Here is a 14,490-nt window from a genome sequence, read left to right on the forward strand (position 1 = left end):
AGGCCAATTTTCAGCGGCAACGGGTGCCAGCCCCTACGGCAATCCGTACTCTCCCCGTTTTTCACACAGGACGGGGTTGCCATGGAAGCGCTTGCCATACTAAAAATTCTGCTCATTCTCTTTCTGCTCGGTTCCACGCTCTACAGCGTAATTGTCTATCAGGGCCGCAAGAAATCCTCACTGAAAAGTCTCACGACCTTCCGCCAGGAAGGCACGCCCCAACGCAACCTGGACCCGACCGAGCTGCGCCTTGTGGATACGATCATCGCCGAGGCCGAGAAAAAGACCCTGGGCACACTCACCGGCAATGCGGTTTTTGCCCTCAGTGGCCCCTACCTGCGCCACGGGCTGACCACCAATGGCAATACCGTCTGGCATGACACCATCGGCGGCGTTGAAGTCTTGCTGCCTTATGACGCCGAGTATTTTCTCCGCGAGCACAACGATGCCCTGGTCGTGCTTGCCGAGAAAAAAGCCATCGTCGTTGCACTCAATGATGATTTCACCCTGGCCGGTGGCGAAGAACGTAACCAGCGCCGCGAGCAGAAACAGCAACAATGGGAAAGCGGCGACCACGGTGAGCTGGCCCGCGTGGTTGAAGAAGACGAGCAAACCCGCGAAAACGACTCTGCAGGCACCCTGCGCATTCGCGAACAACGCGATGAAACCGACGCGGAAATCGAATCCCGACACGGGCGCGGCCTTGCCATGCTGCCCGCCTTTCTGTGGATACTGGCTTTTGTCTGCCTGGGCATTACCACCGCGGTCGACAGCTCACTCATTGGATCAATCTCTCTGGCCACCGGCCTGCTGTTCGTTGCCATCGCCCTGTTCCGGTTTTTCCGTAAACCATCGCCAGACAAGCCGCAAAAAGTGAATCAGGTCTCCGGGCAGATTTGCCTGACGCCGGTGGCCGTGGATGAACAGAACAACGTACAGATCTCCGTCACGCTCAACGAAAGCATCGGCTTTGTGTTGCCCGAGCACTGGCGCCCCTTCATCGAGTATGAGGACGGCCAGAACCAGGAAATGGCCGTACGCGTCGATGATTACAGTGTCGTCAGTTACGGCAACCGAATGTCACTGGACGAAGAAGTTCGCCGTTTCCCTCCTGTGTACTGGGGGCGCCACCTGACCCTGGCTCTGGTGGGTGCCATCGCCTTGCTGTTCCCGCTTGCCAGCCTCACCGAACTGTCCCGCGATCTTCTCTTTACCGGCCAGCTGCTCAGCGGCGAACAGGAAAGCACCCTGCAAAGCCCCAACGCCGTGCGCCAGCAGCCCCCCGCCATCGGCGCACCGGTGAGTATCGAAGGGCGCGGTCAATGCGCGTTGACCACAGACGGCTACCGCCCGACCTTCGACTGCAGACGCATCCACTGGGGCAGCAGCGTACCCCAGTCACAGCACCTGGAAGAGCCAGAGATCATCCACCAGCTGCGTGACCGGACACTGCTGCAAACCCGCACGGATAGTTACCTAAGCTTGATGGCAACGATGCAAGGCTGGGACACCTACCGCAATGGCAAACCGGTCATGCTCAGGCACCTACCTGAGCTTATCGACACGCTGGATTCGGCCTGCAGCCAAAGCGGCGCCAGCAGCAGTGCCGAGAACCAGTGCGAGCGCATTCACCTGCACATGCTGTCCCGACTGATCTTCACACTCGACCCCCAGCCGGAAACATGGACCTCACTGAGAAACGCCGTACAAACGCAGGCAGGCAGTGATGACCCGGTAACCGCCATCACCAGCGAAGCCCACGTCAAAGCCCTGCGTCAGCGGTTGAATCAGCTGGCCAACGAGCTGGATATGGAACGCGGCGTCAACATTGCCCGGGACATTACCAACAGCCAGCAAGGCGGCGTGCAGATCCGGTTGGTGCAAGGCCCTGTGCCCGACACCCTGACGCCCGACGACACCACCTCGCCCTATCAGGCAAGCATTGACGCGATGACAGCCATGATCGACAACGCCGCCGGGCAACCCTTCAAGCTCCGGGGCATGGTGACCGATTATCGGGTTGATGGGGAGACAGCCGTGCTGAGCCTGGACCTGACCCGTCACCGCGACAACCCGGGCAACGCGCTCCTCAATGTGCTCTGGCTATTGCTGGCAGCAGGATTATTGGCTGGTCATGGCCTTATGGCTATCATCCGCTTCAAGCAAAGCCGACAAAGAAACAGGGCCGTTGCGGCCCTGTACACCTGAAAGCACTAGTTTCCGTTACAGCCCCAGGCCCGAACCATGCAGCGCTGGCCACCCTGACGCACGCAATATTGCAGCGCTGTGTTCTGGGCCTGGCCACCGCTGGAGGCCGTGCCCCAGCCATACGCAGAGCTACCCGATGCCTGATCCGCCGCATAGGCAGCACAGCCTCGGGAAAACGTCTGCACCACCCGGCACCCGTAACCACATTCGCTCAGCGCCCGGGACTGGGCCTGCTGCATGCTTCCATGGTTATAGCTGAAGCCATACTGGTCACCCTGATTGCTATCGATGGCCAATGCGCCGTTGGCACTGGCCACGCTGGCGAACAACATGGCGATAAAAATACCGACTAATTTACCCATCACGATTCCCTTCCCTGTTGTCTTTGTTACGGGATCAACAATCCTCGCCCTTATGCATTGCACTGCTTTTCTCGGTTAGCCGCCATGCAGAAACCGCAACAGTGTGGAGGCTTTTTGTTGCGCTTTGATACCAGCCGATGTCCTGATCGAACGCAACCAGAACATCATGCTGGCGGATAAAGGCACTATTGAGAATAGGAGCCAGACCCGGTTTTACGACCGGACGAACACAGGCATTCATAGTCGATGGAATCCAGCGTTTTACGGACCTTGCCATTCCCCAGCGGCTCGCTCTTCATATAGCCCATCAAGTAATTCGGGTATGCCGCGGAGCCCGCCCGAATGGGCGTGGTACCCTGCGGACAACGCAGCTTGGGCGCATTATCAGATTCAAACACTCCCAGCACCTCACTGTAGGCCGGGCGGGTAAACGGGCCTGCACAGACCTCATTGGCCAGCGCCACCATCGGCGAGGTTTGCAACGCCACAAACAATACCGAAAACCCCATCCACTTTTTCATATTACTTTTCATGTTGCTTCCCCTATTCACGCCGGCCCATCCGGCTTATGGAAACAACATAGCGAGGCACGGTAAGGCCGGCATCCCCCAGATAGGGGATGCGGGCGCGGCGAGTCCACCGGGCTTACTGAAGCTGAAAGTTCTTTACCGGCAAGGGCGCAGGCGCAACCTCGCCGAGGGCATCCGCCACGGAAATTTCATGAATACGACACAGCGCATCCAGGGGCAGGTCATTGGGGGCGCGACCGAACGGTGTTTCCAGGTGTTCGGACAGGCGATCGATACCGAAGAAGGTATAGGCCACCGCCGCCGTCAGTATCGGGGTTGCCCAGCCCATGCCACCAATCAACGCGAAGGGCAGCAGGTAGCAATAGACATAGGCGGTGCGATGCACGAGCAAGGTATAGGCGAACGGCAAGGGTGTGGAAGCAATACGTTCACTGGCCGCCTGGATGCCACTCAGCGCCGCCAGACGTTCATCAAGGATCTTCAGCCCCATGCTGTCCAGCGCCCCCTGCCGATACTGTTCTCCCAGTACGCCGCCAGCCTGTGCCAGCAACGCATCTGCCGGGTTGGCTTTCGCCAGCGCCGCATCCCGCTGCTCCGGGGAGACCCAGGCCAGCAGCTCCTCGTTGACCGTTTCTCCACGCAGCTGGCCCTTCAACGCCACCGCATGGGCCAGCACCGGCATCAATAATGCTCGCCGGGCAGGAGCCTTTTCGCCCAGCAAGGCACCGCTGGCTCGGGCCAGGCTGCGGATTTCATTGACCATCTGCCCCCATTGTTTGCGCGCTTCCCACCAGCGGTCATAGGCCGCGTTATTGCGAAAACCGAGCAGAATCGACAACACGATGCCGAGCAGGGTCACCGGCATAATTGTCAGGCTGGTCAGGTCAATCAGTTGATAGTGATTGAGTGCGGCCACCGCCACAGAAAATAACGCGACAAAGAAGATATGCGGCAGAATTTCCGGCACCACCGAACCCCGCAGGGCAAATAACAGGGCAATGGCATTGGGGCGCTCTCGAACGATCATGGTCTTTATCCGCAAACAATCAGCCCTGATGGTAAGCAATCGTGGTGCCGATTGGCAGAAGGGGGTGAAACAAAAAAGGCCCCTCAGGACCTTTTTGTTTTCGCATTGACTGACGCCGCCTACGGCGTCGACTCCACTGCCGGCGCCGGGGCACCGGCCAGGGCCCGGTACACATCAACCATCGCCTGAGTGACGGCCGCCTGACTGCGCACCTGGGCATCCCGGGTGGTGGTCAACTCCTGTTCCGCTGCCAGCACTTCAAAGTAACCGATAAAACCCTGCTCATAGCGGGTTCTGGCCAGCGCCGCCGCCCGCTGGGCATCGTTTGAGGCCCTCACCAGCCGTTCGGCTCGTTGTCGGGCGCGCTGATAGCGCACCAGCCGGGTTTCCGTTTCTTCCAGTGCCACCAGCACCGCCTGCTGGTAGTTGGCCAGGGCCTCACGACTGCTGGCATCTTCCGCTTCGATACGGGCCTTTACCTTGCCATAGTCGAGAAAGGTCCAGTCCACGCCCAACGCCACGCGCCGGCTTTCCGCCGGGCCACTGAACAGGTCACCGCTGTCCGTGGCCACCGATCCCAGCAACCCGCTGAGGGTAAAACGGGGGAACAAGTCCGCCGTTGCTACACCAATGCGGGCGGTGGCGGCGGCCAACCGGCGTTCCGCGGCGGCCACATCCGGCCGGCGTCGCAATACGTCACCGGGGCTGTCTACCGGGATCACCGGCAAACTGCCCGGCAACCCGGTATTCACCGCAAGTGTGTCAACCAGGGCGACCGGCGGCTGGCCAGTGAGCACGGCAATACGGTGCATGGCTGCACGAATGTCTGCCTCCAGTGAAGGCAAGGCAGCGCGGGTCCGTTCCAGCTGCGCCCGGGCGCGCACCGAGTCGAACTCCGTGCCGCGACCGGCATTGACCCGGGCGGAGACAATATCCAGGGTCTCGGTCTGAATCGCCACATTCTGCTCGGCCACCTGCAGCCGTTGCTGCAAGCCACGCAGCTCGAAATAGCTGCTGGCCACCTGCCCGGCCAATGCCACCTGCAAGGCACCAAGATCAGCGCCCACTGCCTGCAGCTGCGCCGCCTGGGACTCGGTGGCCCGACGCAAGCGCCCAAACATATCCAGCTCCCACTGGGCGGCAATACCCGCCTGATAGAGCTCGACCCGCTCCTGGCCGCCCCCAACCGGCGTGCGCTCCACGTCAGCCAGATGCTGCTCGGCACCGCTGGCACTGGCCGTGACGCTGGGCCACTGTTCACGCTTGGCCCCGTACAGCAAGGCCGCCGCCCGATCGTAACGGGCCAACGCCGCTTGCAACGTCTGGTTCGCTGTCAGGGTTTGTTCGATCAATTGCGCCAACAAGGGATCATCAAAGCCCTGCCAGAAGTCCTGCTCAGCCTGGGCAAAATCACCCGGGGAGGTCGAGGAGGAATATTGTGCCGCGAAAGTCTCCGGCTGCGGCGTGTCCGGCCTCTGGTAATCCGGCCCGACGGCGCAGCCCGCCAACAGTGCCACCCCACCGATAAGGCCCAGTGCATTACGCATGGTTATCTCCTTGAATCTGCCCATGGGCGCCCCCGTCCAGAGTGCTTTCATGGTGGCTGACCGGCGGTTTGCTGCCCGCCAGTTTGCGCAACGCCACATAGAACACCGGCGTCAGGAACAGCCCGAACAGCGTGACGCCAAGCATGCCAAAGAACAGCGCCACACCCAGCGCCTGGCGCACTTCCGCACCGGCACCACTGCCCAGCACCAGCGGCAGCACCGCGGCGGTGAAGGTAATGGACGTCATGATGATCGGGCGCAAACGCAACCGGCAGGCTTCCAGTGCCGCCTGGACTACACCCTTGCCCTGCATTTCCAGTTCGCGGGCGAACTCCACAATCAGGATGGCGTTCTTGCAGGCCAGCGCGATCAACACCACCAGCCCCACCTGAACAAAGATGTTGTTATCGCCACCGAAGAACCACACGCCCATCAGCGCCGACAGCATGCACATGGGCACGATGAGAATCACCGCCAATGGCAACGTCCAGCTTTCGTACAGAGCAGCCAGCACCAGGAACACCAGCAGTATCGACAGCGGGAAGACCAACAAGGCCGCGTTGCCCTGGGTCGCCTGCTGGTAACTCAGGTCGGTCCACTCGAACGTCATGCCGTTGGGCAATACCTCATCGGCAATCTGGTTGAGCACGGCCATGGCCTGTGCTGAAGACAGTACCTGTGGGTCCGCCTCCCCTGCCAGGTCTGCCGCCGGGTAGCCGTTGTAACGCAATACCGGATCCGGACCGAAATCTTCGGTAATAGTGACCATGGAACTGATGGGCACCATATCGCCGTGGATATTGCGGGTGCGCAACCGGCCAATGTCATCAATGTCTTCCCGGAAAGGCGCATCCGCCTGGGCAATCACCTGCCAGGTGCGACCGAAACGGTTGAAGTCATTCACATAGGCCGAGCCCAGATAAGTCTGCAAGGTATCGAACAGCTCGGTCAGCGGCACACCCTGGGCTTTCGCCTTGAGACGGTCCACCTCCGCATTCAACTGTGGCACATTGGCCTGATAACTGCTGATGGGAAAACCCATCCCTGGTGTCTGTGCAATAGCGCCCTGGAATGCATTCACAGCGTTCTGCAATTCGCCATAGCCCAGGTTGCCCCTGTCCTCGATAAACAACTGGTACCCCGAACCGTTACCCAGACCGAGAATCGGCGGCGGCATAAAGGAGAACGTAATCCCTTCCTTCAGGCCGGCGATTTTCTGGTTAATCTCGGCATTGATCTCGGCCGCCGAACGGCTGCGCTGATCAAACGGCTCCAGCGGGAAAAATGCCACACCGGTATTGGAGGTGTTGGTGAACTGCAAGGCATTCAAACCCGGGAACGCTACCGAGTGCGCCACGCCTTCGGTGCTCATGGCGATGTCTGTCACCTTCTGCAGCAAGGCATCGGTGCGCTCCAGCGACGCCCCTTCCGGCAGCTTCACCCCGGCAATCAGGTACATTTTGTCCTGTACCGGAATGAATCCCGGCGGCACCACCTTGAACATCAAGCCGGTGCCGGCCAGTAACAACGCATAGATCACGAACACCACACCACGATGATGCAGCGAGCGGGACACGCCGCCATGGTACTTGTCCGAACTGGCATTGAAGAAACGGTTGAACGGACGGAAGAGCCAGCCAAACAGCGTATCAATCAGGCGTGTCAGCCGATCCTTCGGTGCGTCGTGGGGCTTGAGCAACATGGCTGCCAACGCTGGCGACAGCGTCAACGAGTTGATGGTGGAGATCACCGTGGAGATGGCAATGGTGACCGCGAACTGTCGATAGAACTGGCCGGTAACACCGGACAGAAACGCCATGGGGATAAACACCGCACACAGCACCAGACCAATTGCCACAATCGGGCCAGACACTTCCCGCATGGCCTGATGCGCTGCCGCCAATGGCGTCAGCCCTTCTTCAATATTTCGTTCCACGTTCTCCACCACCACAATGGCGTCGTCGACGACAATGCCGATGGCCAGAACCAGCCCGAAGAGAGTCAGTGTGTTGATGGAATAGCCAAGCAGATAGAGCGCCGCAAAGGTCCCGACTACGGAAATCGGCACGGCCAGCAACGGAATAATCGAGGCGCGCCAGGTTTGCAGGAACAGAGTCACCACCAGCACCACCAGCAGCACGGCTTCGATCAAGGTCTTGATCACCGACTTGATGGAATCACTGACGAATACCGTGGTGTCGTACACCGCTTCATACTTCACGCCTTGCGGAAAACGGGTGGCCATCTCATCCATGGCTGTGATCACCTGGTCGCGAATGTCCAGCGCATTGGCGCCCGGCGCCTGGAAAATACCAATCGCTACCGCATCCTTGCTGTCCAGCTGGGAACGCAAGGTGTAATCCCCCGCGCCGAGCTCCAGCCGCGCCACATCGGACAGACGAACAATCTCGCCCTGCGCACCGCTCTTGAGGACCACATCACCGAATTCTTCCACCGTGCGCAGGCGCCCCTGGGCATTAATCAGGGTCAGAAAATCACTGCCCGGCATAGGCTCGGCGCCCAGCTGTCCGGCGGATACCTGCACATTCTGCTCGCGCATGGCACCCACCACATCGCTGGCGGTGAGCCCCCGCGCGGCAATTTTTTCCGGGTCCAGCCAGGCACGCATGGCGTAGTCACCGCCGCCAAAGATTTGCGCATCGCCTACGCCCCGGATCCGCGCCAGCACATCGCGCACATGCAGGCGGGCATAGTTGCGCAGGTACAGGGTGTCGTAACGGCCATCCGGGGATGTCAGGTGAACCACCATCAAGAATGTCGGTGATTGTTTCTGCGTGGTCACCCCCTGGCGACGCACATCTTCCGGCAATCGGGCCAGGGCCTGACTGACCCGGTTCTGCACCCGTACGGTGGCATCATCGGCGTCGATGTCCGGCCGGAAGGTCACCGTCATCTGCAGCACCCCATCGGAGCCCGCCACGGATTTCAGGTACATCATCCCTTCAACGCCGTTAATCGCCTCCTCCAGTGGCGTCGCCACGGTTTCCGCAATCACCTTCGGATTGGCCCCCGGGTACACGGTGCGCACCACCACTGACGGCGGCACCACTTCCGGGTATTCACTCACCGGCAGGTTGGGGATGGAAATCAGCCCCACCGCAAAAATAATGATCGACAACACCGCCGCAAAAATCGGCCTGTCGACAAAGAAACGTGAAAAATTCATGGCAATACTCCTGCGCGGCGGATCAGCGACCCACCGTGACATGTCGTTCCCTTTGAAGTTGCCGGATCTTTTTTCGCTAGCGCCGTATTATCTCGATGCGGAAAAAATCACCCGGCCTGGGGAGCCGCTGAGAAACTCCCTGGATCATGGTTGGGCGACAACTACCGTCGCGCTGTCCGGTCGATCCCCCATGGCAACCTGATTAGGCGCCACCGGCATACCGTCAAAGAACACTTTCTGGACACCATTGATGATGACCCTGTCACCTCTCTGGAGGCCGTCGAGAATAACCAGCTGGTCATCCACTGCCCGCCCCGGTGTTACCTGGCGGCGAGCGGCCATGTTGTCGTCACCAACCACATACACGAAGCGACGATCCTGATCGGTAAGCACCGCTTTACGGTTCACCAGCATGGCGTTATCCATACGCGCCATAGGCAATTGCACGCGGGCAAATTGTCCCGGTTTAAAAGTGCCATTCGGGTTGGCCAGTTCCGCCCGGTACTGCAAGGTACCGGTGTTGGCGTTCAAGCGGTTGTCGATAAAGTTCAGCGTGCCCTGATGCGGAAACCCCGACTCCCCGGCCAGGCCAATGCGCACCGTGGTCGGCTTTCCCGCCACACGAGCCTGTTCGCTTTCCAGCGCGGCTTGCTCGTCCGCATCGAAATACACGTACATCGGATCCACCGACACCAACGTGGTCAGCAATGTCTGATCGGCACTGGCCAGGTTTCCCCGCGTCACCAGGGCGCGGCCCGCCCGTCCACTTACCGGCGCCGTTACCCGGGTGTACTGTAAATCCAGCTCGGCGGTTTCCAGCGCGGCCTTTGCCGCGTTGACCAGCGCTCGCGCACTCATCTTTGCCGCGTTGCGCTGGTCATACTCTTCACGGGAAATCGCACGGCTTTCCATTAACGAACGGGCTCGCTCCGCCTGGCTGTTCGCCAGTGCCAACTCGCTCCTTGCCTGGGCCAACTGCGCTTGCGCAGCCTGCTTTCTGGCCTGATACGGGCGTGGATCAATCTGGAAAAGGAGATCGCCAGCGTTCACCAGGGCCCCTTCTTCAAAGGTCACCTTATCGATGTAACCGCTGACCCGGGGCCGTAGCTCCACCGTTTCCGGTGCCACCACACGACCAGTAAAAGACTCCCACAAGGTCACCGGCTCCGGTTGAACCAGGGCCACATCCACATCCGGCGCGGGCATCTGCTGCGAGGCTTCACTACGCGCGTCGCAACCGGACAAAAAAACAATCGCCATCAAAATAAACGCCAGGCCCAGGTACACACCCACACCACCGGCCGTTTCACTACTCACACTTTCCATGAATCTGACTCCCGCTATCACCCTTGATGCATTACCGCAGTAATGCGTACCCGATAATCGAATAACCCTGAAACGATTCGACAGAATGGCAAAATCAATTCACCACCCGATCAGACATTCACCCTGAATAGCCACCACCGAACCGTCATGGCAGAGGACTCTAATTCCTCAAGTTGAGTTGAGGTCAACAAAAAAATCCGCGCTCCTGACGAACCTCCAACTGCCAGCACAATTGCCTGGCAAGAAAACACAGGGCTTTCCTGAATGGAGAGAAACTGTAATGAAAAGGGGCCAAACCACGATATCGGGTTACTGCCTCAACATTGCCCGATCCTGTTTAAATTCATCTGCACCAGTGGAAAGCAGGTTTTCCCGCGGCCATGTTTCACTCGGATGTCATTACTGTTTCAGGCAATCAAATCACGACAAGAACAGACAAATAGGAGAGCAAGAAAAAGAAGAAAGCCACTAAACCTTTAATTTAAAAGGAATAAAAATTTGAAGGAGGGTGCCACTGACTGCCCGCATGGTTGTACCCCTACAGGTTCGCAACAGTAGGGAATGTTGCCTGATCCCACAGGGAGGCGGGTGCAGATTGCCGGTTTCTGCGCAGTCATTGCCCGATTCTGCAGAAAATGGCCCGATACCCCACCGCCCTACCCGGCGCATGCGTATACTGCGGCAAAAGGGAGAAAGGTCATGACCGCCACTTTATCCAATGTTGCCGCCCCTGCTGGCAGCGCACTCGAGCAACAGCTGGCGCAGCTTGTCTGCGAACAGATTGCAGAGCCGGGCATGCTCGACTCCGGCATCCCGGGCGTATCGTTGTATCGTGCCGATGACACCAGCAGTTGCGCCTCTACGGTCTACGAGCCTTCACTGATTTTTATTCTGCAAGGCACCAAGACCATTGAGCTTGGCGACCGTGAAATTGTGTACGGCCCATCCAGCTACCTGGCCAGCTCCGTCCACCTTCCGGTGCTTGGGCAAATTGTGGATGCCTCCCCAAACCATCCTTACCTGGCGGTAAAAATCGACGTGGATCCGCAGGAGGTCACTGACCTTGTGCTCGAACTGGGTGACAAGGTTGGCCGTTATGAACCGGGCAATGAATGTCCAGAAGTGGGCTGCGGCCTGTGCATGTCACACATGGATGAATCCATGCAGGGCGCGCTCTATCGACTGCTTAACCTGATGACCACGCCGGACGATATTGCCGTGCTTGCCCCACTGACCCGCCGCGAGATTATCTACCGTTCATTGATTGGCGAGATGGGGCCACGCATGCGCAAGTTCGCCTCTATTGATTCCCAGGCCAACCGGATATCCAGGGTCATTTCCACCCTCAAGGACCGCTATTCCGAACCATTGCGGGTGAAGGATCTGGCAGACTCGGCCAACATGAGTGAGTCCACCCTGTTTCATAGCTTCAAACAGGTCACCCGCATGTCACCGCTACAATTCCAGAAGAAGTTGCGTCTGCATGAAGCACGCCGGCTGATGCTCACCGAAGGGCTGGAAGCAGCCACGGCCAGCTACCGGGTGGGCTATGAAAGCCCCTCCCATTTCAGCCGGGAATACAGCCGCTTGTTCGGTGCACCGCCGCGCGCAGACGTAAGCAAGTTGCGCGGAGCACAGGCTGGCGTTAGCGCCTGATTAGGCAGCCCTGAAAACCTGGGACGTCAGACATCTGGTATCGAACATTTGGCAAAGCGCCGGGGGATTCGCGATAAACCAAAAAAAAGGGCGCTTTATGCGCCCTTTTTTTAGCTTTTCAATTTATATCCGGTTTTGAATATCCACCACACCAGCCCCATGCACAGCGTCAGAAACAATAACGTCATGCCCAGACTGATCCCGATGTGCACATCCGCTACACCAAAGAAGCTGTAGCGAAACCCGCTGATAAGATAAACCACTGGGTTGAACAGGGTCACCGTCTGCCAAACCGGCGGCAGCATGTCGATGGAGTAGAAACTGCCTCCCAGAAAGGTCAGCGGCGTAATGATCATCAAGGGAATGATCTGTAGCTTCTCGAAGGTATCTGCCCATACCCCGATGATAAAGCCAAACAGGCTGAAGGTGATTGCGGTCAGCAGCAGAAAGCCAATCATCAGGAAAGGATGCTGCACCTCATAATCCACAAACAATCGTGCCGTCAGCAAAATCAGGATGCCCAGAATCGTGGACTTGGTTGCCGCCGCCCCCACATAACCAATTACGATCTCCACATAGGACACCGGTGCCGACAGCACCTCGTAGATGGTGCCGGAGAAAGTGGGCATGTATATCCCGAAAGACGCGTTGGAAATGCTTTGCGTCATCAATGACAGCATGATCAAGCCGGGAATAATGAACGCCCCGTAACTGACGCCGTCAATCTCGACCATCCGTGAACCGATCGCAGAACCGAACACCACAAAATACAGCGAGGTGGAAATCACCGGGGAAGCCACGCTTTGCATCAGGGTGCGCCAGGTGCGCGCCATCTCGAACTTGTAGATAGCGCGAATGGAATGAATATTCATCAAGCGTCTCCCTGTGCGTTAGGTGCATCTTCACTGGTTACCCGCCCGGCCGTACTATCGTTCGGGTTACCGTTATGCACCAGGTCCACGAAAATATCTTCCAGCGAACTTTGCCGTGAATGCAGGTCCTTGAATTCAATACCCTGCTCACTCAGGTGACGCAGCAATTCGGCAATGCCCGTGTTTTCCTGGTTGGCATCGTAGGTATAAACCATCGAGTAGCCCTCATCGGTCAGCGCCAGTGCCTCGTCCGCCATGGCGGCGGGAATCGCATCAAGCGGTTCTGCCAAGTGTACAGTCAACTGCTTGCGCCCCAACTTTTCCATCAGCCGGGACTTTTCATCCACCAGGATAATTTCGCCCTGACGGATAATACCCACCCGGTCAGCCATTTCCTCGGCCTCTTCAATATAGTGGGTCGTCAGAATAATGGTGACGCCCTGTTCGCGCAGCTGGCGGACCATTTCCCACATTTCCCGGCGCAGCTCTACATCCACACCCGCCGTAGGCTCGTCCAGAAACAGGATCTTTGGCTCATGGGAAAGCGCCTTGGCAATCATCACCCGTCGCTTCATGCCACCGGACAACATCATGATCTTGCTGTCTTTCTTGTCCCACAGCGACAGCGCCTTGAGCACTTTTTCAATATGGGCATCATTACGCGGCTTGCCGAACAGACCCCGGCTGAAACTCACTGTTGCCCAGACAGTTTCAAACGCGTCGGTGGAAATCTCCTGGGGCACCAGTCCGATGGCGCTTCGTGCGGCACGAAAATCGGTAATGATGTCATGGCCATCGGCGAGGACCTTGCCGGACGAGGGATTGACGATCCCGCAAATAATACTGATCAGGGTCGTTTTGCCGGCGCCGTTGGGGCCCAGCAGGGCAAAGATCTCCCCGGGCCGAATCTCCAGATTGACCTCTTTAAGCGCCTGAAACCCGGATTCATAAACCTTGTTGAGATTGTTGACTGAAATTACTGCATCCACACTGTCTCTCCTTCAAAGGACGCCTTCCCACTCTCACTGCATCGCGCCGATGGCAAGCATACCCTATACAGGCTGACCATTATGCACACCCGGCGCCGCCCATGGGCGCGGATACGCAGAACGACCAACACGCTCACGAAACCGCCGCAAATTCCGGTCGCTGGCGCGCCGCGTTCAGGCTCTGCGCCCACCACCGAAGTACCACCAATTGCTGCGCCAGCCGCTTCTCTGCACGGGTCTTCTGCTCCACTGACTGCCAGTGCCCACGGGCATCAAATTTGTCACCGGCATTGATGATGCTCACCACATTGCGCACTGTCACCGCATGCAACTCGGCATAGACCAGCCGTAACTGTTCTACCGCTCGCAACCCACCGGACACCCCGCCATAACTGATAAACGCCACCGGCTTTGCTTTCCAGGCCGCACCGGAGATATCAATGACCTGTTTAAGGATGGCAGGGAAACTGTGGTTGTACTCCGGCGTAACCACTAAAAAGGCATCGGCCTTTGTCAGCCTGTTTTGCAGCTGCTGCACACTGGCGGATGCGGCATTCGGAAAATCCGCCGGCACATCAAAATCGCGGGGATCAACTACCTGCGGCGTAAAACCGGGCACACCCCGAATCTGCTCTGCAGCCCAATTGACCAAATGGTCACACAAACGCCCTTCACGGGTACTGCCGTACACCAGAGCCAGTGTCAGCGGGTCGCGCGTAGCCATATTACCTCCTGAACAGTTGACGACAATGAAGGCTCAGCGTAAAACCTCAACTAACATTGAGG

The 14,490-nt window shown here is 58.4% G+C and carries 11 protein-coding genes; 2 read left to right on the forward strand and 9 right to left on the reverse strand.

Annotated elements, in window-relative coordinates; genetic code table 11:
* Positions 1-81: 81 nt before the first annotated feature.
* Complete coding sequence (locus tag CL546_RS13495) at positions 82-2,208, forward strand: IgaA/UmoB family intracellular growth attenuator (RefSeq protein WP_290495839.1); 2,127 nt, start codon at positions 82-84, stop codon at positions 2,206-2,208.
* Positions 2,209-2,213: 5 nt separating this feature from the next.
* On the opposite strand, the gene CL546_RS13500 is transcribed toward CL546_RS13495, so the two are convergent.
* The 6 genes from CL546_RS13500 to CL546_RS13525 form a co-directional block, all read right to left on the reverse strand.
* The gene (locus CL546_RS13500; protein WP_290495841.1) at positions 2,214-2,570 is read right to left on the reverse strand and encodes a DUF4189 domain-containing protein; all 357 of its coding nucleotides are present in this window, start codon (positions 2,568-2,570) and stop codon (positions 2,214-2,216) included.
* Positions 2,571-2,755: 185 nt separating this feature from the next.
* On the reverse strand, positions 2,756-3,103 hold the full coding sequence (locus CL546_RS13505; RefSeq protein ID WP_290495843.1) for a hypothetical protein: 348 nt from the start codon (positions 3,101-3,103) through the stop codon (positions 2,756-2,758).
* 112 nt (positions 3,104-3,215) lie between these two features.
* Positions 3,216-4,127 carry a bestrophin family protein gene (locus CL546_RS13510; RefSeq protein ID WP_290495845.1) on the reverse strand — a complete coding sequence of 304 codons (912 nt, stop codon included), beginning with the start codon at positions 4,125-4,127 and terminating at the stop codon, positions 3,216-3,218.
* A gap of 119 nt (positions 4,128-4,246) precedes the next feature.
* Complete coding sequence (locus CL546_RS13515; protein WP_290495847.1) at positions 4,247-5,674, reverse strand: efflux transporter outer membrane subunit; 1,428 nt, start codon at positions 5,672-5,674, stop codon at positions 4,247-4,249.
* Positions 5,667-8,861 carry an efflux RND transporter permease subunit gene (locus CL546_RS13520; RefSeq protein WP_290495849.1) on the reverse strand — a complete coding sequence of 1,065 codons (3,195 nt, stop codon included), beginning with the start codon at positions 8,859-8,861 and terminating at the stop codon, positions 5,667-5,669. The genes CL546_RS13515 and CL546_RS13520 overlap by 8 nt, the downstream gene beginning before the upstream one ends.
* A gap of 144 nt (positions 8,862-9,005) precedes the next feature.
* A complete protein-coding gene (locus CL546_RS13525) occupies positions 9,006-10,187 on the reverse strand; it encodes an efflux RND transporter periplasmic adaptor subunit (protein WP_290495851.1) in 1,182 nt (393 codons plus the stop codon).
* 699 nt (positions 10,188-10,886) lie between these two features.
* Between CL546_RS13525 and CL546_RS13530 the strand changes: the two genes are divergently transcribed.
* A complete protein-coding gene (locus CL546_RS13530) occupies positions 10,887-11,843 on the forward strand; it encodes an AraC family transcriptional regulator (protein WP_463671044.1) in 957 nt (318 codons plus the stop codon).
* 110 nt (positions 11,844-11,953) lie between these two features.
* Here the strand turns inward: CL546_RS13530 and CL546_RS13535 are convergent, their stop codons facing one another.
* From CL546_RS13535 to CL546_RS13545, 3 genes are all read right to left on the reverse strand, one after another.
* Complete coding sequence (locus CL546_RS13535) at positions 11,954-12,715, reverse strand: ABC transporter permease (protein WP_007149452.1); 762 nt, start codon at positions 12,713-12,715, stop codon at positions 11,954-11,956.
* Positions 12,715-13,704, reverse strand: a complete 990-nt coding sequence (locus tag CL546_RS13540; RefSeq protein WP_290495854.1) for an ABC transporter ATP-binding protein — start codon at positions 13,702-13,704, stop codon at positions 12,715-12,717. The genes CL546_RS13535 and CL546_RS13540 overlap by 1 nt, the downstream gene beginning before the upstream one ends.
* A 133-nt stretch (positions 13,705-13,837) precedes the next feature.
* Positions 13,838-14,428 (reverse strand): NADPH-dependent FMN reductase, encoded by a 591-nt coding sequence (locus CL546_RS13545; RefSeq protein WP_290495856.1) that lies wholly within the window; start codon positions 14,426-14,428, stop codon positions 13,838-13,840.
* Between the last annotated feature and the right edge of the window lie 62 nt (positions 14,429-14,490).

The organism is Alcanivorax sp., assembly GCF_002726155.1.
Classification (GTDB): domain Bacteria; phylum Pseudomonadota; class Gammaproteobacteria; order Pseudomonadales; family Alcanivoracaceae; genus Alcanivorax.